The organism is Streptomyces sp. CB02058, assembly GCF_001905505.1.
Taxonomy (GTDB): domain Bacteria; phylum Actinomycetota; class Actinomycetes; order Streptomycetales; family Streptomycetaceae; genus Streptomyces.
The window spans coordinates 387766-407436 of sequence record NZ_LIPG01000002.1; the positions used below are offsets into that span (position 1 = coordinate 387766).

Consider the following 19671-nt stretch of genomic DNA (forward strand, 5'->3'; position numbering starts at 1 on the left):
GTCCGTCCGAGGGCGCGGCCCTCTCTGTCGTACCCACCCGATACCGTCGGGCCATGTCCAACTCCGCCGTGCTCGAAGGCGTCCTGGAGCGGATCACCTACGCCAACGAGGAGAACGGCTACACCGTCGCCCGCGTCGACACCGGGCGGGGAGCCGGCGATCTGCTCACCGTCGTCGGGTCGCTGCTCGGTGCTCAGCCGGGCGAGTCGCTGCGGATGGAGGGGCGCTGGGGCTCGCACCCGCAGTTCGGGAAGCAGTTCCATGTCGACAACTACACGACGATCCTCCCGGCCACGATCCAGGGCATCCGGCGCTATCTCGGCTCCGGCCTGATCAAGGGCATCGGGCCCGTCATGGCCGACCGCATCACCACCCACTTCGGTGTCGACACCCTCGACATCATCGAGCAGCACCCGAAGCGTCTGGTCGAGGTCCCGGGGCTCGGTCCGAAGCGGACGAAGATGATCGCCGCCGCCTGGGAGGAGCAGAAGGCGATCAAGGAGGTCATGGTCTTCCTCCAGACCGTGGGCGTCTCCACCTCCATCGCCGTCCGCATCTACAAGAAGTACGAGGACGCCTCGATCTCCGTCGTGAAGAACCAGCCCTACCGGCTGGCCGCGGACGTCTGGGGCATCGGCTTCCTCACCGCCGACCGCATCGCCCAGGCCGTCGGCATCCCGCACGACAGCCCCGAGCGGGTCAAGGCCGGTCTCCAGTACGCCCTGTCGCAGTCCACCGACCAGGGGCACTGCTTCCTCCCGGAGGAGCGGCTGATCGCCGACGGGGTGAAGCTGCTCCAGGTCGACACCGGGCTCGTCATCGACTGCCTGGCCGAGCTCGCCGAGGACCCGGAGGGCGTCGTACGGGAGAAGGTGCCGGGGCCCGAGGACGGGCAGCCGGTCACCGCCGTGTATCTCGTCCCCTTCCACCGCGCGGAGATCTCCCTGGCCTCCCAGGTGCAGCGTCTGCTGCGGACACCGGAGGACCGGATGCCGGCCTTCCAGGACGTCGACTGGGACAAGGCGCTGGCCTGGCTCGTGCGGCGTACGGGGGCGACGCTCGCCCCGGAGCAGGAGGCGGCCGTGCGTCTCGCGCTCACCCGGAAAGTCGCCGTGCTGACCGGCGGCCCCGGCTGCGGGAAGTCGTTCACGGTCCGTTCCGTGGTCGAGCTGGCCCGTGCACGGAGTGCCAAGGTCGTGCTGGCCGCGCCCACGGGGCGTGCCGCGAAGCGGCTCTCGGAGCTGACCGGCGCCGAGGCCTCCACCGTGCACCGGCTGCTGGAGCTGAAGCCCGGCGGGGATGCCGCGTACGACCGCGACCGTCCGCTGGACGCCGACCTCGTCGTCGTGGACGAGGCGTCGATGCTCGATCTGCTGCTCGCCAACAAGCTGATCAAGGCGGTGGCACCCGGTGCCCACCTCCTTCTGGTCGGGGATGTGGACCAGCTGCCCTCGGTCGGCGCGGGGGAGGTGCTGCGGGATCTCCTCGCCGAGGGCGGCCCGGTCCCGGCGGTGCGGCTGACGACGATCTTCCGCCAGGCGCAGAAGTCGGGTGTCGTCACCAACGCCCACCGCATCAACTCCGGGGTGCCGCCGCTCACCCAGGGGCTCAGCGACTTCTTCCTGTTCGTGGAGGACGAGACGGAGGACGCCGGAGTGCTCGCCGTGGATGTCGCGGCCCGGCGCATCCCGGCCAAGTTCGGGCTGAACCCCCGCCGTGACGTGCAGGTTCTCGCCCCGATGCACCGGGGGCCGGCGGGCGCCGGCCACCTCAACGGACTGCTCCAGCAGGCGATCACCCCGGGCCGCCCCGACCTGCCCGAGAAGCGTTTCGGCGGTCGTGTCTTCCGCGTCGGCGACAAGGTCACCCAGATCCGGAACAACTACGAGAAGGGGGAGAACGGCGTCTTCAACGGCACGGTCGGCGTCGTCACCGCGCTCGACACGGACGAGCAGAAGCTGACGGTCCTCACCGACGAGGACGAGGAGATCGTGTACGACTTCGACGAGCTGGACGAGCTCGCCCACGCGTACGCGATGACCATCCACCGCTCCCAGGGCAGCGAGTATCCGGCGGTCGTCATCCCCGTCACGACCAGCGCCTGGATGATGCTGCAGCGCAACCTCCTGTACACCGCCGTGACCCGCGCGAAGAAGCTCGTCGTACTGGTCGGTTCGCGCAAGGCGATCGGCCAGGCGGTGCGTACCGTTTCCGCAGGCAGACGCTGTACGGGACTGGATTTCAGACTCCGCGGCGGGCCCCCGGAAAGCTTCACGGAAAAATGATCGATCAAAACGGTGGGAAACATCACTGTGCTCTTCCGGAACCGCTGGGGAGGGGGCAGGATGTGCAAGTTAGCGGCACTCAGTGCCGCCGGTAGGTCCAATGGACGACCCCGAGTGCACTCTCCTGCGCCAAATGGGGGAGGGTGGAGACAGTCAGGGCACCTCGAAGAAGAGGCACTACGTCGGTGAGGGATGACGTGAGCGAGCACACGAACAACGCTGTAGTACTGCGGTACGGCGATGACGAGTACACCTACCCGGTGATCGACAGCACCGTCGGCGACAAGGGCTTCGACATCGGGAAGCTCCGGGCCAACACGGGCCTGGTCACGCTGGACAGCGGATACGGCAACACAGCCGCCTATAAATCCGCCATCACCTACCTCGACGGCGAGCAGGGCATCCTGCGCTACCGCGGCTACCCGATCGAGCAGCTCGCCGAGAGCTCGACGTTCCTCGAGGTCGCCTACACGCTGATCAACGGTGACCTTCCCAAGGTCGACGAGCTGTCGGCCTTCAAGAACGAGATCACCCAGCACACGCTGCTGCACGAGGACGTCAAGCGCTTCTTCGACGGCTTCCCGCGCGACGCCCACCCGATGGCCATGCTGTCCTCGGTCGTCAGTGCCCTGTCCACGTTCTACCAGGACAGCCACAACCCGTTCGACGAGGAGCAGCGCCACCTCTCGACGATCCGGCTGCTGGCCAAGCTCCCGACGATCGCGGCGTACGCGTACAAGAAGTCGATCGGTCACCCGTTCGTCTACCCGCGCAACGACCTCGGCTACGTCGAGAACTTCCTGCGCATGACCTTCTCCGTCCCGGCCCAGGAGTACGTGCCGGACCCGGTCGTCGTCTCCGCGCTCGAGAAGCTGCTCATCCTGCACGCGGACCACGAGCAGAACTGTTCGACCTCCACCGTGCGTCTGGTCGGCTCCTCGCAGGCGAACATGTTCGCCTCGATCTCCGCCGGCATCTCGGCGCTCTGGGGCCCGCTGCACGGCGGCGCCAACCAGTCGGTGCTGGAGATGCTGGAAGGCATCCAGGCCAACGGCGGCGACGTCGACTCCTTCATCCAGAAGGTCAAGAACAAGGAGGACGGCGTCCGCCTGATGGGCTTCGGCCACCGGGTGTACAAGTCCTTCGACCCGCGCGCCAAGATCATCAAGGCCGCCGCCCACGACGTGCTGTCGTCGCTCGGCAAGTCCGACGAGCTGCTGGACATCGCGCTCAAGCTGGAGGAGCACGCGCTCTCCGACGAGTACTTCGTCTCGCGCAACCTCTACCCCAACGTGGACTTCTACACGGGCCTGATCTACCGCGCCATGGGCTTCCCGACCGAGATGTTCACCGTGCTCTTCGCGCTCGGCCGCCTTCCCGGCTGGATCGCCCAGTGGCACGAGATGATCAAGGAGCCGGGATCCCGCATCGGCCGCCCGCGCCAGATCTACACCGGCGAGGTCCTGCGCGACTTCGTCCCGGTCGAGGGCCGCTGAAGCCTGTAGTACCGCTGCTCCACCCCGGCCGCTCCGGCCGGCATCCTTCGCCCCGCGTACCGCGCTCGTACTGTCAGAGCGCGGTGTCCGGGGCGATTCGGCGTTCGGGGGCTGTGCTCGGTGGAGCGGTCCGGGGGCTTCGCCGGGTGGCCGTTCGGTGGCGCGGTCCCGGGGCCTCGCTCGGGGGCTTCTTCGGCGGAGCCGCCGTGCCGTGCCCTGAGGCCGGGTTCGGGGCGTGACGCCTCGGCAGGTGCGAGAAACGCCCCGCCGCCGATCCCCCCACGGGTCGACGGACAGGGCGCTTCCCATATCCCGGAGCGGATTCCCCCCACGGGATCCGGCCGGGCGTCTGAAGGGAGCCTGAACTCCCGTTGTTTTTCGGTGGTGCCTATTCAGTTCGGTCCTGCTGTGCGACTGCCGGGGTACGTACGGGAGGGCCGCTCAAAGCTCCCCGGTGCACGTGCCCCGGCCAACGCTTGCCAGGAGCGTCCCCCAAGACACTCCATCGGACGTCCCCCAAGACATCCTTGGCATCGCACTCTTAGACTCACCAACTCATCAGATGGTTACCCTCAAATCGGTGTGATCTAAGTCTCTTTGTAGAAATTATGTGAAGGAGCGCAACCTCAGGCTGTTGCTCACCACGAAGACCGACGAGAACGCCATCGCCGCACCCGCGATCATGGGGCTGAGCAGCCCGAACGCAGCCAGAGGCAGTGCGGCCACGTTGTAGCCGAAGGCCCAGAAGAGGTTGCTTCTGATGGTCGACAGAGTACGCCTCGACAGACGGATGGCGTCAGCGGCCACCTTGAGATCTCCACGAACCAGCGTGAGGTCGCCCGCTTCGATCGCCGCGTCCGTCCCGGTGCCCATCGACAGACCCAGATCCGCGACGGCCAGGGCCGCCGCGTCGTTGACCCCGTCACCGGCCATGGCGACGGACCTGCCCTCGGCCTGGAGGCGCCGTACGGCCTCCACCTTCTCCTCCGGCAGGACCTCCGCGTACACCTCGTCGATCCCGACCGCGCGGGCCACGGCGTCCGCCACAGCCCGGTTGTCGCCGGTCAGCAGAATCGGCCTGAGGCCCAGTGCGCGCAGCTCGGCGACGGCCTCCGCGCTGCCTTCCTTCACCGCGTCGGCGACCTCCAGGACGGCCCTGGCGGCCCCGTCCCAGGCGACGGCGACCGCCGTGCGCCCCTGCCCCGCCGCGTCCGCCAGCGCGTCGGCCAGGGGCTGGGGCAGGGTGATCCCCGCATCGGCGAGGAGCCGCTCCCTGCCCACCAGCACGCGGTGGCCCTCGACGGTGCCGCGCACCCCGAGGCCGGGGACGTCCGTGAAGTCCACCGGGGTGGGGAGCGCCGCCCCCGTGCGCAGGGCGGCGCCGGCGGCGACCGCCCGGGCGACGGGGTGGGCGGAGGCGTTCTCCAGCGCGCCCGCGAGACGGAGTACGTCGGCCTCGGCCGTGCCGGGCGCGGTGCGGACGCGTCCGAGGGTCATGAGGCCCGTGGTGACCGTCCCGGTCTTGTCGAGGACGATCGTGTCGATCCTGCGGGCGGTCTCCAGGACCTCGGGGCCCTTGATGAGGATGCCGAGCTGGGCGCCGCGCCCGGTGCCCGCCATGAGGGCGGTGGGTGTGGCGAGGCCCAGGGCGCAGGGGCAGGCGATGATCAGGACGGCCACGGCGGCGGTGAACGAGCCCGTGACGTCGTCAGTGGCCAGCAGCTGGGCGACCAGCGTCACCAGCGCGATCAGCAGGACCACGGGGACGAAGACCGCCGAGATCCGGTCGGCGAGGCGCTGGGCGGCGGCTTTGCCGTTCTGGGCGTCCTCCACGAGCCGGGAGATCCGGGCCAGCCGGGTGTCGGCCCCGACGCGGGTGGCCTCGACGACCAGCCGCCCCGACACGTTGAGGGTGGCGCCGGTGACGCTGTCGCCGGGGGCGGTGTCCACGGGCAGGGACTCCCCGGTGAGCATGGAGGTGTCGACGGCCGATGCGCCCTCGACGACGGTGCCGTCCGTGGCGATCTTCTCGCCGGGCCGTACGACGAAGCGGTCGCCGACGAGGAGCCGGCCGACCGGAATGCGTACTTCGGTGGTCCCGTGCTCCGGTGGTGCTGCCGGGCGCAGGACCGTGACGTCCTTCGCGCCCAGCCGCAGCAGCGCGCGCAGCGCGGCGCCCGCCTTCCGCTTGGACCGCGCCTCCAGATAGCGGCCCAGCAGGATGAATCCGGTGACTCCGGCGGCGACCTCCAGGTAGATGGCGGAGGAGGGGGCGGACCGGGACGCCTGGACGTCGAAGCCGTGCCGCATGTCCGGCATGCCCGCGTCGCCGAGGAACAGGGCCCACAAGGACCAGCCGAACGCCGCCAGCGTGCCGATCGACACCAGGGTGTCCATCGTCGCGGCGCCGTGCCGCAGATTGGTCCAGGCGGCGCGGTGGAAGGGCAGGCCGCCCCAGACGACGACGGGGGCGGCGAGGGTGAGGGAGAGCCACTGCCAGTTGTCGAACTGCAGGGCGGGGACCATGGCCATCAGGACGACGGGGACGGCGAGTGCCGCCGTGACCAGCAGGCGCTGCCGGAGCGCGGCGATGCCGGCGTCGGCCGCGGTGTCCTGGGAGTCCGCCTCGGCGTCGGCGTCCGTGCTTCCGCCTGTGCCGGGGCCGGCGGTCGTGGCCTGGGTGGTCGCGGTGCGGTCGGCTCCTGCTTGTGTGCCAGTGCCAGTGCCAGTGCCAGTGCCGGTGCCGGTATCCGGACCTCGGCTGTCCTTCTCCTCCGGGCCGGGGGGCGGTGCGTCGACCGTGGGCGCCGCGGGGTGCGGTGCCGCGGCGGGGCGGGGGACCGGCCTGGCCGTGTAGCCCGTCTTCACGACGGTGGCGACGAGGTCGTCGAGCGCGGTACCGGGCCCGTAGACGACCCGGGCCTTCTCGGTCGCGTAGTTGACGGTGGCGGTGACCCCGTCCATCCGGTTGAGCTTCTTCTCGACGCGGGCCGCGCACGAGGCGCAGGTCATCCCGCCGATCGTGAGCTCGGCCTCGGAGGTCTCCGCCGCCGGGACCTCGGCTGCCGTGGTGCTGGCCATATGTGCGGACTCCTGGGTCGAGCAGTCGGGCCGTTTCCCCACCAGTATCTGCTTCCCCTGGTGACGGAACGGCCCGACGGAGGTGCTGGGCGGCCCGGGGTGCGCGCGTGGAGCGGACCGGGGCGCCGCGTGGGTGGTGCGGCCGGTTTCAGGCGCGGCCCACGAGCTCGTAGCCCGCCTCGTCCACGGCGGCGCGTACGGCTTCGTCGGTCAGCGGCGCGGAGGAGGTGACGGTCACCCGGCCGGCGGCGGCCTCCGCTTTCACCGAGGTGACGCCCGCGAGGGCCGAGATCTCCTCGGAGACGGCCCCTTCGCAGTGGCCGCAGGTCATGCCCTTCACCTCGTACACCTCGGTGACGGCGCCCACCTGCACGTCGGCCGCCCCGTCGTGGCAGGAACCGGTGGACGAGCAGCAGGATCCGGCGGTCCGGGGCGTGTCCGTCTCGGCGGTCATGTCGTTCTCCTCTTCGCAGGCACACATGTATGTGGCGGATGTGGCACGGGAGCGCGCCCGGATGGGACCGGTGCGCCTGCCCGCATCGGCCACTATACCCCTAGGGGGTATCAAGTGACTCCGGGGTGACGCCCTCGGGTGTGTCGCACACGAGCGGGTGGAGGTAGCGGTACATCACGGTCTTCAGCTCCGCGATGTACGCGTCCCGTTCCGCCCCCTCGTGGGACATGATCAGGTCGAGCCCGGCCTTGAAGAGGACGAAAGACATCTCCGCGATGCGGGTGATCTGGCCGGCCGGGACCTCGGGCAGGTAGGCGCCGAGGAGCTCTTCGGTCCTGCTGAGCATCGTGGCGTGCAGGATGTCGTGCTCCTGGGTGATCACACCGGGGATCTCGGAGCCGTGGGTGAGGACGGCGAAGGCCGGGTTCTCGCAGTTGAAGGCGATCAGCGGGTCGAGGACCGCGTCCAGCAGCCCGTCGAGCGGCAGCTCCAGGTGGCTGACGACGAACGCGGCACCGTAGGTGTCCCGCCAGCGGTGCAGGAGCTGGTCGCCGAGCTCGACGGCGATGGCCTCCTTGTTCGGGAAGAACTGATAGAGCGTGCCCGGCGACACGCCGGCCTCGCGGGCGATGGCGTTGGTGCTCGCGCCGTAGTAGCCGCTGGTGCAGAAGACGCTGGCGGCGGCGTCGAGCAGCTGGGCGATACGGGCTTCGCCGCGTGCCTGACGGCGGCGCGGGCGGTCCGGCCCGGCGTCCGCGGCTTTTCTGGCTCTGGCCTCCGACACGGTTCTCCCCAGCTCTCAGGACACGGTTGACAAACGCGAGTGGTCACTCGCATTCTGAACAAACACGAGCGAGGACTCGTGTTTGTCAGTGTACGTGGCAATGACCGACCCATGCTGCCTTGCGCTGCCCGGGTCCCGGTGAAGGGGACACCGCACCATGTCCGAAGTCAACAGCCCGGAGAAGGCAGGGGGCTGGACCCGCTTCGTCACCGCCCGCCCACGGCTCGCCCTGCTGGCAGCACTGGTGATCACGGCACTCGCCGTGTTCGCGGGCAGTGGAGTGGCCGACCGCATGAGCAGCGGCGGCTGGGAGGCCCCCGACGCCGAGTCGACCTACACGACCCAGGTGCTGGAGCGTGAGTTCCCCGGTTCGCAGCCCAACCTGCTCCTGCTCGTCGACAGCGGCAGCGCCTCCGTGGACGATCCGGCGGTGGCCGCCGAGGCCGCCCGGCTCACCGAGCGGCTCTCGGCCGAGCCGGGGGTCGCGGGCGTCGGCTCGTACTGGCGGACGAAGTCCCCCGCGCTGCGCTCCGAGGACGGACACGAGGCGATCGTGGCCGCCCGGATAGCGGGCGACGAGAAGGCCGCGGGGGAGATCCTCGACCGGATGGCCCCGGCCTACAAGGGCCGGCAGGGCCCGGTGGAGGTCTCCGTCGGCGGGCCCCTCGCCGTGCGGCACGAGATGCAGACCACCATCCAGGAAGACCTGCTGCGGGCCGAGCTCATCGCTCTTCCGGTGACGCTGGTGCTGCTGGTCGTCGTCTTCGGCAGCGCGGTCGCCGCCCTGCTGCCGCTCGGCGTCGGGATCGTCGCGATCCTCGGTACCAACGCCGTGCTGCGCGGCCTCACCGAGTTCACCGACGTGTCGGTCTTCGCCCAGAACCTCACCACGGCGCTGGGGCTCGGACTCGCCATCGACTACGCCCTGTTCATCGTGCGCCGGTTCCGTGAGGAGCTGGCCGCCGGGGCGGAGACCAGGGTGGCGATCGGCACCACGCTGCGCACGGCGGGGCGCACGGTGCTCTTCTCCGCGCTGACTGTGGCGGTGTCGCTGGCCGCGATGCTGGTCTTCCCGCAGTACTTCCTGCGCTCCTTCGCCTATGCCGGTATCGCCGTGGTGCTCCTGGCCGCGGCGGCGGCCCTGATCCTGCTGCCGGCCGCGCTGATGCTGCTCGGGCCGCGGGTCAACTCCCTGGACCTGCGCAGACTGCTGCCCCTCCGGGGGAAGGCGTCCGGCGCGGCCGAGGGCTCGGGCCGGGGGTGGGCACGCTTCTCGGTGCTCGTGATGCGCAGGGCACCCGTCTTCGCCGTGCTCACCACGGTCGGGCTCGTGCTCCTGGGGCTCCCGTTCCTCGGGGTCCAGTTCGGCACCGCGGACGACCGCCAGCTGCCCGCCACGGCGCAGTCCCGCATCGTCCAGGACCACATACGGGACGGCTTCCCCGGGAGCCCGGGCGGCGGACTCGAAGTGCTCGCCGAAGGGAAGGCGAGCCCGGCGCAGTACGCCGACTTCCGCGACAGGATCGCCGAGCTGCCCGGAGTCGAGCGGGTCGACGGACCCGTCACGGGAGACGGGTTCGCGTACTACGACGTGCTGCCCGAGGGGGAGTCCGTCGGCCAGGGCGCCCAGGACCTGGTCCGCGATCTCCGGGCGGAGAGCGCCCCCTTCGACACCTCGGTGACCGGCACCGCGGCCGTCCTGGTCGACTCCAAGGACGCCATAGCGGACCGGCTGCCCTGGGCGGTGGCAATCATCGTGGTCGTGACGCTGCTGCTGGTCTTCCTGCTGACCGGCAGTGTCCTGATCCCGCTCCAGGCGGTCGTCCTCAACGCCCTCAGCCTGACCGCGATGTTCGGAGCCGTGGTCTGGGTCTTCCAGGACGGGAATCTCTCCGGGCTCCTCTCCTTCACCAGCACGGGAGACATAGAGACGACCCTGCCCGTGCTGATGTTCTGCGTGGCCTTCGGCCTCTCCATGGACTACGGGGTCTTCCTGCTCTCCAGGATCAAGGAGGAGTACGACCGCACGGGCGACCACGAGCACTCGGTGACGTTCGGGCTGCGGCACACCGGCGGGCTGATCACGGCCGCCGCGGTCATCCTGGCCGTGGTGATGGTCGCCATCGGCACGTCCCGGGTGACCAACACCAAGATGCTCGGGCTCGGGATCGCGCTGGCCGTGCTGATGGACGCCATGGTGGTGCGCAGCCTCCTGGTGCCGGCCGTGATGAAGCTGATGGGCCGGGTCACATGGTGGGCGCCCGCACCGCTGCGCGCCTTCCACCAGCGGTTCGGACTGAGCGAGGGGGAGTCGGACCCGGCGGGTGACCGGGACGGGGAGGAGAGGCCCGGGGCGGAGGACCGGGGCCGGGACAAGATCACGGCGGGAGCGTAGATTCGCCGAACTGGAGACGGGGCGGCGAGAGCCGGACCAAGGGAGGCGGGGCCGATGCGGGCAGTGGTCTTCGAGGAGTTCGGGCGGGAGGCCCGGGTGCGGGACCTTCCGGACCCCGCACCTCCGGCCGGGGGAGTGATCGTGCGGGTCGGGGCCACGGGGCTGTGCCGGAGCGACTGGCACGGCTGGATGGGGCACGACCCGGACATCGTCCTCCCGCACGTACCCGGGCATGAACTCGCCGGGGTGATCGAGGAGGTGGGCCCCGGCGTCCACAACTGGCGCCCCGGTGACCGGGTCACCGTGCCCTTCGTCTGCGCCTGCGGCCGGTGCGCCGCCTGTGCGTCGGGTGCCCAGCAGGTCTGTGAGCGGCAGACCCAGCCCGGCTTCACCCACTGGGGTTCCTTCGCCGAGTACGTGGCCCTGGAGCAGGCCGACGTGAATCTGGTCGCGGTGCCCGAAGGGCTGTCGTTCGCCACGGCGGCCGGACTCGGATGCAGGTTCGCCACCGCGTTCCGGGCCGTGGTCGGCCAGGGCCGGGTGGCGGCGGGGGAGTGGGTCGCCGTGCACGGCTGCGGCGGGGTCGGTCTCTCGGCCGTGATGATCGCGGTGGCATGCGGGGCCAGGGTCGTGGCGGTGGACGTCTCGCCCCACGCCCTCGAGCTGGCGCGGGCGTTCGGGGCGGCGGAGTGCGTGGACGCCTCTGCGTATCCCTCCGGTGCGGACGAGGCCGTACGCCAACTGACCGGTGGCGGCGCGCATCTGTCGCTGGACGCGCTGGGCTCCCCCCTCACCTGTGCCGCGTCGGTGCGGAGCCTGCGTCGGCAGGGCCGCCATGTCCAGGTCGGCCTGCTGCCCCCGGCGGCCGGGGACCCGGTCGTGCCCATGGCACGGGTGATCGGGCTGGAGCTGGAGATCCTCGGCAGCCACGGCATGGCCGCCCACGACTACCCGCCGATGATGGACATGGTCCTGGCCGGAACCCTGCGGCCCGATCTGCTGGTGACCTCCACCATCCCGCTGGAGGCCGCCCCGGCGGCGCTCGCGGCGATGGGCTCCGCGCTCGGGGCGGGTGTGACGATCATCGAACCCACGAAGGAGGCCTGAGAACCGGCCGGCCCCCGGCAGCCCGCCGCCTGCCGGCCCGTCCGGCTCGGCAGCCGGGGCCTCAGCGGTCGCGGTTGCTGGGGCGGGACGCCACCCAGGCGACGACGGTGTCCACGTACCAGTAGGGCTTTCCGTTCCGGACATCGTCGGGAGGTGGAAGGAGTCCGTGCTTGCGGTACGAACGGACGGTGTCCGGCTGGACCCGGATGTGCGCGGCAATGTCCTTGTACGACCAGAGCGTTCGGTCCGTCATGAATGCCACCTCTCTGTACCTCGGTGCACCTCTGTTCCGGTGAACGAGCCGTCCCGGAGCCGGGCAGGGTGCGTCGCGAGCCCGTGACACAAGCCCTGCGGAACGCGGACATACGTGACAGGAGAGTGACTGCTGTGGCGAGAGAGGTCTCAGGGACTCAGGAGGACGGCCGGGCGGGTCCGCAGATCCGGAGGAACTCGCGGGTGCGCCGGGCGATGGGGAGCGGCTTCTCGGGCGGGCAGGGATACATGTCCTGCTCGACGATGGCGAACAGATCGGTTCCCAGGGCGCGCGCCGCGTCGAGCACGGGCTCCAGCGCGGGCACCCCGCCCGGCGGCTCGCACATCACGCCGCGTGCGACGGCCGGGCCGAACGGCACCTCGTCGGCGACGACATCGGCGAGGATCACCGGGTCGACCTGCTTGAGGTGCAGATAGCCGATCCGTTCTCCATAGGTCCTGATGAGCTTCACGCTGTCCCCGCCGCTGTACGCGTAATGGCCGGTGTCGAGGCAGAGGGAGACGAGGCCGGGGTCCGTGGCGTCGAGGAACCGGTTGACGTTCTCCTCGCCGTCGATGTGCGTGTCGGCGTGCGGGTGCACCACGATCCGCAGTCCGTAGCGGTCCCGTACCTCGCGGGCCAGCCGTTCCGTCTGGGTGGTGAGGTCGCGCCACTGCGCGGCGGTGAGCGTGCGGTCCTCCAGCACCTCACCCGTCTTGTCGTCGCGCCAGAACGCCGGGATGACCACCAGATGCCCGGCGCCCATCGCCCGGGTGAGTGCCGCGATGTCCGCGACATGCTCCCAGGTCCGGTCCCAGACCTCCGGGCCGTGGTGCAATCCGGTGAAGACGGTGCCGGCGGAGACGCCGAGGCCGCGGCGGGCGGTCTCCTCCGCGAGCCGGGCGGGGTCGGTCGGCAGATAGCCGTAGGGGCCGAGCTCGATCCACTCGTAGCCCGCCTCGGAGACCTCGTCGAGGAATCGCTCCCAGGGCACCTGCTGCGGATCGTCGGGGAACCACACTCCCCACGAATCGGGTGCCGAACCGATGCGGATGCGGGCCGGAGAGGGTACGGAGGAGGTCATATCGCCCACCCTCCAGTCCTCCGGAAGGGGTGTCAAGGGTTCGTCCGAATGTCCGGACAAAGTGTTGACAGGGTTTCGTGCGAGGGCTAGACCTGGGAGCGGCCGTCCGGCCGTGGCCTGCTCCCGGGGTGAACCGCCGTGCCGGAGCAACGGGTCGAAGGGATGCGTATGCCTGAGCCGTACGACGTGATCACCATGGGGCGGATCGGGGTGGACATCTACCCGCTGCAGACCGGTGTACCGCTGGCCCGGGTCGAGACCTTCGGGAAGTTCCTCGGCGGCTCGCCGTCCAACGTCGCGGTGGCCGCCGCCCGGCTGGGACGGCGGACGGCTGTGGTCACCCGGACGGGCCGGGACGCTTTCGGCGACTACCTCCACCAGGCGCTCGGGGAGTTCGGGGTGGACGACCGGTGGGTGAGCGCCGTGGCGGAGTACCCCACCCCGGTCACCTTCTGCGAGATCTTCCCGCCCGACCACTTCCCGCTCTATTTCTACCGGCAGCCCAAGGCGCCCGATCTGGAGATCCACGGGGAGGAACTCGACCTGGACGCGGTGCGGGACGCCCGTGTCTTCTGGATGACGGGCACCGGCCTCTGCGCCGAACCCAGCCTCTCCGCGACCCTCACCGCGCTTCGGGCCCGCAGCGAGGCGGCGGCTTCCGGCGTGGCCGGAGGCCCCCCGCGCGTCACCGTCTTCGACCTCGACTGGCGCCCCATGTTCTGGGAGGGCGGGGACCACAGTTCAGCCGCCCCCGCCCGTTACCGCGAGGCGCTCGCCCATGCCACGGTCGCCGTAGGCAATCTCGACGAGTGCGAGATCGCCACCGGGGAACGCGAACCGCGGGCCGCCGCCCGCGCCCTGCTCGCGGCCGGAGTCGAACTCGCCGTCGTCAAACAGGGACCGGCGGGCGTCCTGGCCGCTCACCGCGACGGCACCACCGCCGAGATCCCGCCCCTGCCCGTCGACGTCGTCAACGGGCTCGGCGCGGGCGACGCCTTCGGAGGCGCCCTCTGCCACGGGCTCCTCGCGGGCTGGGACACGGAACGCGTCATGCGCTACGCCAACGCGGCGGGGGCCATCGTCGCCTCCCGGCTGGCCTGCTCGTCCGCGATGCCGTTCCCCCACGAGGTCGAACGGGCCCTCTCGGAAGGCGTGGTGGGAGAGGCGGACGGTGAGGCCGGGGGCGAGCTTCCGGGAGGGACGGCCGGTCCCCCCGGAACCACCGGCCCGCGAGCCACCGGCACCCCCGCGGCCACCGCCACGGCGGCCGACGGGACCCCGGGCGTGGGCGGGACCCCGGGCGGCGCCGGCGGGTCCGCAGGAGGCACCGGGACCCCGGGCGGCGCCGGCGGGTCCGCAGGAGGCACCGGGACCCCGGGTGTGGGCGGGACCCCGGCGTCCGGCCCGAACTCGCGAGCCACCACCAGGACTCCGGGAGCCGCCCCGTGACCTCGCCCGCCGCGGGAGGCGTCGGTGATCTCGTCCGGCTCCGCGCACAGCATCCCGAGGCTGTCGCCGAGGCCGCCGCGGCCCGCCGCAGACGCCCCCTCGTCGGCCCGACCGGACGCCTGATGATCATTGCCGCGGACCATCCGGCGCGTGGCGCCCTTGCCGTGGGCGACGACGACCTGGCCATGGCCGACCGCTTCGACCTGCTGGAGCGCCTCTGCCTCGCCCTCTCCCGTCCCGGTGTCGACGGTGTGCTCGCGGGCGCCGACGTCCTGGAGGACCTGCTGCTCCTCGGCGCCCTCGACGACCGGGTCGTCCTCGGCTCCATGAACCGGGGCGGGCTCGCGGGGGCCGCCTTCGAGCTGGACGACCGCTTCACCGGCCACCGCCCCGCCGACCTCGCGCGCCACGGCTTCGACGCGGGCAAGCTCCTGCTGAGGATCGACCACGACGACCCCGGCTCCCTGGACACCCTGCACACCGCTGCCCGCGCCGTGGACGAGATGGCGGCCCACCGGCTGCCCGTCTTCATCGAGCCGTTCCTCTGCCACCGCACCCCCGAGGGACTCCGCACCGACCTCGGCGCCGCCGCCGTCACCACCTCCATCGCCATCGCGTCGGGGCTGGGCGGCACCTCCGCGTACACCTGGCTCAAGGTCCCCGTCACGGAGAACCCCCGCGACATGGACCGGGTGATGCGGACCTCGACCCTCCCCGCCGTCCTGCTCGGCGGTGAGGTGACGGGCGATCCGGACGAGGCGTACGAGCGATGGCGCGGCGCGCTGGGCCTGCCGACCGTGCAGGGGCTGGTGGTCGGGCGTTCGCTGCTCTACCCCGCCGACGGGGACGTGGCGGGCGCGGTCGACACGGCCGTAGGACTTCTGTGAACGAGCCGGACGACGGGTAGGGATGGAGTCATGACGACGACCGACGAGCAGCGGAGCCACCACCTGCGTGCAGGTCACGCGGCGCGCGGCCCCTACGCCCTCGACATCGACCCGGAGCGGGCCGGCTGGGAGCGTTCGAGCCTGCGCGTGCTGGAGCTCGGGCCCGGTGGTGTTCACACCCTCGTCACCGGGGAGAGCGAATGGATCGTCCTCCCGTTGTCCGGCGGCTGTACGGTGCGGACAGCAGGTGAGATCTTTGAACTGCTGGGCAGGAAGAACGTGTTCAGCGCAGCGACCGACTTCGCCTACGTCCCACGCGACGCCCGCGCCCAGATCGCCTCCGGCGCAGGAGGCCGCTTCGCCCTGGCAGGAGCGAAGTGCGAGCGACGACTCCCCGCTCGCTACGGCCCCGCGCCGGAGGTACCGGTCGAGTTCCGCGGCGCGGGCACCTGCTCGCGCCAGGTGAACAACTTCGCCGCGGCCGACACCTTCGACTGCGACCGGCTCATCGCGGTCGAGGTCCTCACCCCCGGCGGGAACTGGTCCTCCTATCCGCCGCACAAGCACGACGAGCACCACCCCGGCGAGGAGTCCGTGCTGGAGGAGATCTACTACTTCGAGGTCGAGGGCGACGGCCTCGGCTACCACCGGGTGTCCCCGTCCCGCCCCGGCGGGACGGACGTCCTCGCCGAAGTCGCCACCGGCGACGCCGTCCTGATCCCCGACGGCTGGCACGGCCCCTCCATCGCCCCGCCCGGCCGCACCCTGTACTACCTGAACGTGATGGCCGGACCGGGCGAGCAGCGCGAGTGGCTGATCCGCGACCATCCCGACCACACCTGGATCCGCGACACCTGGCCCGACCAGCCCGTGGACCCCCGGCTCCCGCTCCACGACACGGAGGACGCCAGGTGACCGTCACACCGGGGACCACCCGCAAGCTGACCACCGCCCAGGCCCTGATCGCCTTCCTCGCCCGCCAGTACACCGAGCGCGACGGCAGGCGGCAGCGCCTCATCGGTGCCACCTGGGGCATCTTCGGCCACGGCAACGTCGCGGGCATCGGCCAGGCGCTCGTCGAGGCCGGGCCCGCCATGCCCTACTTCCAGGGGCGCAGCGAACAGGCCATGGTGCACGCCGCCGTCGGATACGCCCGCCAGTCCGGAAGGCTCTCCGCGCACGCCGTCACCACGTCCATCGGCCCCGGCGCCACCAACCTCGTCACCGGCGCCGCCCTCGCCACCGTCAACCACATCCCGGTGCTGCTCCTGCCCGGCGACACCTTCGCCGCGCGCCCCGCCGACCCGGTGCTCCAGCAGCTCGAAGTGCCGCACACGGGCGACGTGTCGGTCAACGACTGCCTGCGCCCCGTCTCCCGCTACTTCGACCGGATCACCCGCCCCGAGGCCCTGATCCCGGCCGCCCTTCAGGCCGCGCGCACCCTCGCCGACCCGGCCGCCACGGGTGCCGTCACGCTCGCCCTGCCGCAGGACGTGCAGGCCGAGGCGTACGACTGGCCGGCCGAGTTCTTCGCGCCCCGCGTCTGGCACGTGCGCAGGCCGGCGCCCGATCCGTACGAACTGGAGGAGGCCGTACGGGCCGTGCGCACCGCGCGGCGCCCGCTGATCGTCGCGGGCGGCGGCGTCCACCACAGCGCGGCCGAGGAGACCCTCGCCGCGTTCGCCGCCTCGACCCGGATTCCCGTCGCCTCCACCCAGGCCGGCAAGGGCTCCCTGCGCCACGACCACCCCGCCGACGTCGGAGGCATCGGCCACACCGGCACCGCCACCGCCGACGCGCTCGCCCGCGAGGCGGACCTCGTGATCGGGATCGGTACCCGCTACACCGACTTCACCACGGCGTCCGGCACCCTCTTCGCCGACCCGGCGGTCCGCTTCCTCAACCTCAACATCACCGGGTTCGACGCCCACAAGCTCGCCGCGCTGCCCCTCGTCGCCGACGCCCGCACGGCACTCGAAGCGCTCGGCGCGGCCCTCGACGCCCGGGGACACCGTGTCGACCCCGCCTACGAGAGCGAGTACACCGACGCCAAGGACCGCTGGGAGCGGCGCGTCGACGCCGCCTACGCCACCGAGGACCCGGATGCCCGCCCGACCCAGGCCCAGGTCCTCGGGCTGCTGGACGGGCTGGTCACCGAGGACGACATCCTGATCAACGCGGCGGGTTCCCTCCCCGGCGACCTCCACAAGCTCTGGCGGGCCCGCTCCCCGCGTCAGTACCACGTCGAATACGGCTACTCCTGCATGGGATACGAGATCCCCGCGGCCCTCGGCGTGCAGCTCGCCGCGCCCGGCCGGCCCGTGTGGGCACTGGTGGGCGACGGCACGTATCTGATGAACCCGACCGAGATCGTCACCGCCGTGCAGGAGGGCCTGCCCGTCAAGCTCGTCATCCTGCAGAACCACGGTTACGCGTCCATCGGCGGCCTCTCCGAGTCCGTCGGCGCCGAGCGCCTCGGCACCGCCTACCGCCACCGCACCCCGGACGGGGCGTTCACCGGCGCCCCGCTGCCCGTCGACCTCGCGGCCAACGCCGCCTCGCTCGGCATGAGGGTGCTGCGCGCCGGGTCGGTGGGGGAGCTGCGCCGGGCCCTCGCCGAGGCGCGCGCCGCCGACCGTCCCACTTGTGTCTACGTCGAGACCGAAACGGCAGACACAGTGTCGGGGCCTCCTCCGGCACAGGCGTGGTGGGATGTTCCCGTAGCCGAAACCGCGACCCGTCCGTCGGCGGTCGAGGCCAGGAAAGAGTACGACCGGCAGATCGCAGCCCGACGCCGCCACCTGTGAAGGAGCACTGTCATGAAGACCGTCAACCACTGGATCGGTGGCAAGACCGTCGAGGGCACGTCGGGCAATTACGGTCCGGTCACCGACCCGGCGACCGGTGCCGTCACGACCCAGGTCGCGCTCGCCTCCACCGAGGAGGTCGACGCCGCCGTGGCCGCCGCGAGGACGGCCTACGCGACCTGGGGCACCTCCTCGCTCTCCGCCCGCACCGCCGTCCTCTTCCGCTACCGTGCCCTGCTGGACGCCCACCGCGACGAGATCGCCGCCCTCATCACCGCCGAGCACGGCAAGGTGCACTCCGACGCGCTGGGCGAGGTCGCCCGCGGCCTGGAGATCGTCGAGCTGGCCTGCGGCATCACCACGCAGCTCAAGGGCGAGCTGTCGACCGAGGTGTCCAGCCGGGTCGACGTCTCCTCGATCCGCCAGCCGCTCGGCGTCGTCGCGGGGATCACGCCGTTCAACTTCCCGGCCATGGTGCCGATGTGGATGTTCCCGCTGGCCGTCGCGTGCGGGAACACCTTCGTCCTCAAGCCCAGCGAGAAGGACCCGTCGGCCGCCAACCTGCTCGCCGAGCTGGCCGCGGAGGCCGGGCTGCCCGACGGCGTGCTGAACGTCCTGCACGGTGACAAGGTCGCGGTGGACGGGCTCCTCGCCCACCCCGACGTGGCCGCCGTCTCCTTCGTCGGCTCCACCCCGATCGCCCGCTACATCCACGCCACGGCCTCCGCCAACGGCAAGCGCGTCCAGGCACTGGGCGGCGCGAAGAACCACATGCTGGTCCTCCCGGACGCCGACCTGGACGCCGCGGCCGACGCCGCCGTCTCCGCCGCGTACGGCTCCGCCGGCGAGCGCTGCATGGCCATCTCGGCGGTCGTCGCCGTGGGTTCCGTCGGGGACGAACTGGTGGCGAAGATCCGGGAGCGCGCCGAGAAGATCAAGATCGGCCCCGGCACCGACCCCGCCTCCGAGATGGGCCCGCTGATCACCGCGGCCCACCGCGACAAGGTCGCCTCCTACGTCACCGGTGCCGCCGCCCAGGGCGCCGACGTCGTGCTCGACGGCACCGGCCACACGGTCGAGGGCTTCGAGGACGGCCACTGGATCGGCCTGTCCCTCCTGGACAACGTCTCCACGGACTCCGACGCCTACCGGGACGAGATCTTCGGCCCGGTCCTCTGCGTCCTGCGCGTCGACACGTACGAGGACGGCGTCGCCCTGATGAACGCCTCGCCGTTCGGCAACGGCACCGCGATCTTCACCCGCGACGGCGGCGCGGCCCGCCGCTTCCAGCTGGAGATCGAGGCCGGCATGGTCGGCGTCAACGTCCCGATCCCCGTGCCGGTCGGCTACCACTCCTTCGGTGGCTGGAAGGACTCCCTCTTCGGCGACCACCACATCTACGGCAACGACGGCGTGCACTTCTACACCCGGGGCAAGGTCGTCACCACCCGCTGGCCCGACCCGGCCGACGCCCCGGCGGGCGTGGACCTCGGCTTCCCCCGCAACCACTGACCTCCAGCAGCCCCCCCACACGTCCGCCGCCCTCCCCCGGGGCGGCGGACGTGCGACCGGCTCCGGCGGCGTCGGTC

Annotated in this window: 14 protein-coding genes; 9 read left to right on the top strand and 5 right to left on the bottom strand. The window is 71.5% G+C overall.

Annotation, left to right across the window (positions count from 1 at the left end; translation table 11 throughout):
* Positions 1-53: 53 nt before the first annotated feature.
* Both recD2 and AMK10_RS08990 read left to right on the top strand, forming a co-directional pair.
* A complete protein-coding gene (recD2, locus tag AMK10_RS08985; protein ID WP_073746776.1) occupies positions 54-2285 on the top strand; it encodes an SF1B family DNA helicase RecD2 in 2232 nt (743 codons plus the stop codon).
* Positions 2286-2482: 197 nt separating this feature from the next.
* On the top strand, positions 2483-3781 hold the full coding sequence (locus AMK10_RS08990; RefSeq protein ID WP_073746777.1) for a citrate synthase: 1299 nt from the start codon (positions 2483-2485) through the stop codon (positions 3779-3781).
* 606 nt (positions 3782-4387) lie between these two features.
* On the opposite strand, the gene AMK10_RS08995 is transcribed toward AMK10_RS08990, so the two are convergent.
* The 3 genes from AMK10_RS08995 to AMK10_RS09005 all read right to left on the bottom strand — a co-directional run bounded on the left by AMK10_RS08995 (position 4388) and on the right by AMK10_RS09005 (position 8100).
* On the bottom strand, positions 4388-6862 hold the full coding sequence (locus AMK10_RS08995) for a heavy metal translocating P-type ATPase (protein WP_073746778.1): 2475 nt from the start codon (positions 6860-6862) through the stop codon (positions 4388-4390).
* Positions 6863-7010: 148 nt separating this feature from the next.
* Positions 7011-7316: a heavy-metal-associated domain-containing protein gene (locus AMK10_RS09000; protein WP_073746779.1), complete on the bottom strand. Its 306-nt coding sequence runs from the start codon at positions 7314-7316 to the stop codon at positions 7011-7013.
* Positions 7317-7416: 100 nt separating this feature from the next.
* Positions 7417-8100 carry a TetR/AcrR family transcriptional regulator gene (locus AMK10_RS09005; RefSeq protein WP_241839508.1) on the bottom strand — a complete coding sequence of 228 codons (684 nt, stop codon included), beginning with the start codon at positions 8098-8100 and terminating at the stop codon, positions 7417-7419.
* A gap of 157 nt (positions 8101-8257) precedes the next feature.
* On the opposite strand from AMK10_RS09005, the gene AMK10_RS09010 reads away from it, so the two are divergent.
* A complete protein-coding gene (locus tag AMK10_RS09010; RefSeq protein ID WP_073746781.1) occupies positions 8258-10495 on the top strand; it encodes an MMPL family transporter in 2238 nt (745 codons plus the stop codon).
* A 54-nt stretch (positions 10496-10549) separates the two neighbouring features.
* Positions 10550-11602: a zinc-dependent alcohol dehydrogenase family protein gene (locus tag AMK10_RS09015; protein WP_073746782.1), complete on the top strand. Its 1053-nt coding sequence runs from the start codon at positions 10550-10552 to the stop codon at positions 11600-11602.
* Between the two features lie 61 nt (positions 11603-11663).
* Here AMK10_RS09015 and AMK10_RS09020 read toward each other — a convergent pair whose 3' ends face one another.
* Positions 11664-11855, bottom strand: coding sequence for a helix-turn-helix transcriptional regulator (locus tag AMK10_RS09020; protein WP_073746783.1), 192 nt, complete (start codon positions 11853-11855; stop codon positions 11664-11666).
* Positions 11856-12012: 157 nt separating this feature from the next.
* Positions 12013-12939 carry a sugar phosphate isomerase/epimerase family protein gene (locus tag AMK10_RS09025; RefSeq protein WP_073746784.1) on the bottom strand — a complete coding sequence of 309 codons (927 nt, stop codon included), beginning with the start codon at positions 12937-12939 and terminating at the stop codon, positions 12013-12015.
* Between the two features lie 168 nt (positions 12940-13107).
* On the opposite strand from AMK10_RS09025, the gene iolC reads away from it, so the two are divergent.
* From iolC to mmsA, 5 genes are read left to right on the top strand one after another with little or no spacing between them, the layout of a single operon-like run.
* Positions 13108-14388, top strand: a complete 1281-nt coding sequence (iolC, locus tag AMK10_RS09030; RefSeq protein WP_241839509.1) for a 5-dehydro-2-deoxygluconokinase — start codon at positions 13108-13110, stop codon at positions 14386-14388.
* Positions 14385-15275, top strand: coding sequence for a Cgl0159 family (beta/alpha)8-fold protein (locus AMK10_RS09035; protein WP_073746785.1), 891 nt, complete (start codon positions 14385-14387; stop codon positions 15273-15275). Before iolC ends, AMK10_RS09035 begins: the two co-directional genes overlap by 4 nt.
* 30 nt (positions 15276-15305) lie before the next feature.
* Positions 15306-16190, top strand: coding sequence for a 5-deoxy-glucuronate isomerase (iolB, locus tag AMK10_RS09040; RefSeq protein ID WP_073746786.1), 885 nt, complete (start codon positions 15306-15308; stop codon positions 16188-16190).
* Entirely contained in the window at positions 16187-18082 is a 1896-nt protein-coding gene (gene iolD / locus AMK10_RS09045; RefSeq protein WP_073746787.1) for a 3D-(3,5/4)-trihydroxycyclohexane-1,2-dione acylhydrolase (decyclizing), read from the top strand. Before iolB ends, iolD begins: the two co-directional genes overlap by 4 nt.
* 12 nt (positions 18083-18094) lie before the next feature.
* On the top strand, positions 18095-19594 hold the full coding sequence (mmsA, locus tag AMK10_RS09050; protein ID WP_073746788.1) for a CoA-acylating methylmalonate-semialdehyde dehydrogenase: 1500 nt from the start codon (positions 18095-18097) through the stop codon (positions 19592-19594).
* The last annotated feature ends 77 nt before the right edge of the window (positions 19595-19671 follow it).

What these genes read in the sequence shown, in the direction of transcription:
- recD2 (WP_073746776.1), top strand. Translation starts at nt 54, where the DNA reads ATGTCCAACTCCGCCGTGCTCGAAGGCGTCCTGGAGCGGATCACCTAC.
- AMK10_RS08995 (WP_073746778.1), bottom strand. Translation starts at nt 6,862, where the DNA reads ATGGCCAGCACCACGGCAGCCGAGGTCCCGGCGGCGGAGACCTCCGAG.
- AMK10_RS09000 (WP_073746779.1), bottom strand. Translation starts at nt 7,316, where the DNA reads ATGACCGCCGAGACGGACACGCCCCGGACCGCCGGATCCTGCTGCTCG.
- AMK10_RS09010 (WP_073746781.1), top strand. Translation starts at nt 8,258, where the DNA reads ATGTCCGAAGTCAACAGCCCGGAGAAGGCAGGGGGCTGGACCCGCTTC.
- AMK10_RS09015 (WP_073746782.1), top strand. Translation starts at nt 10,550, where the DNA reads ATGCGGGCAGTGGTCTTCGAGGAGTTCGGGCGGGAGGCCCGGGTGCGG.
- AMK10_RS09020 (WP_073746783.1), bottom strand. Translation starts at nt 11,855, where the DNA reads ATGACGGACCGAACGCTCTGGTCGTACAAGGACATTGCCGCGCACATC.
- AMK10_RS09025 (WP_073746784.1), bottom strand. Translation starts at nt 12,939, where the DNA reads ATGACCTCCTCCGTACCCTCTCCGGCCCGCATCCGCATCGGTTCGGCA.
- iolC (WP_241839509.1), top strand. Translation starts at nt 13,108, where the DNA reads ATGCCTGAGCCGTACGACGTGATCACCATGGGGCGGATCGGGGTGGAC.
- iolB (WP_073746786.1), top strand. Translation starts at nt 15,306, where the DNA reads ATGACGACGACCGACGAGCAGCGGAGCCACCACCTGCGTGCAGGTCAC.
- mmsA (WP_073746788.1), top strand. Translation starts at nt 18,095, where the DNA reads ATGAAGACCGTCAACCACTGGATCGGTGGCAAGACCGTCGAGGGCACG.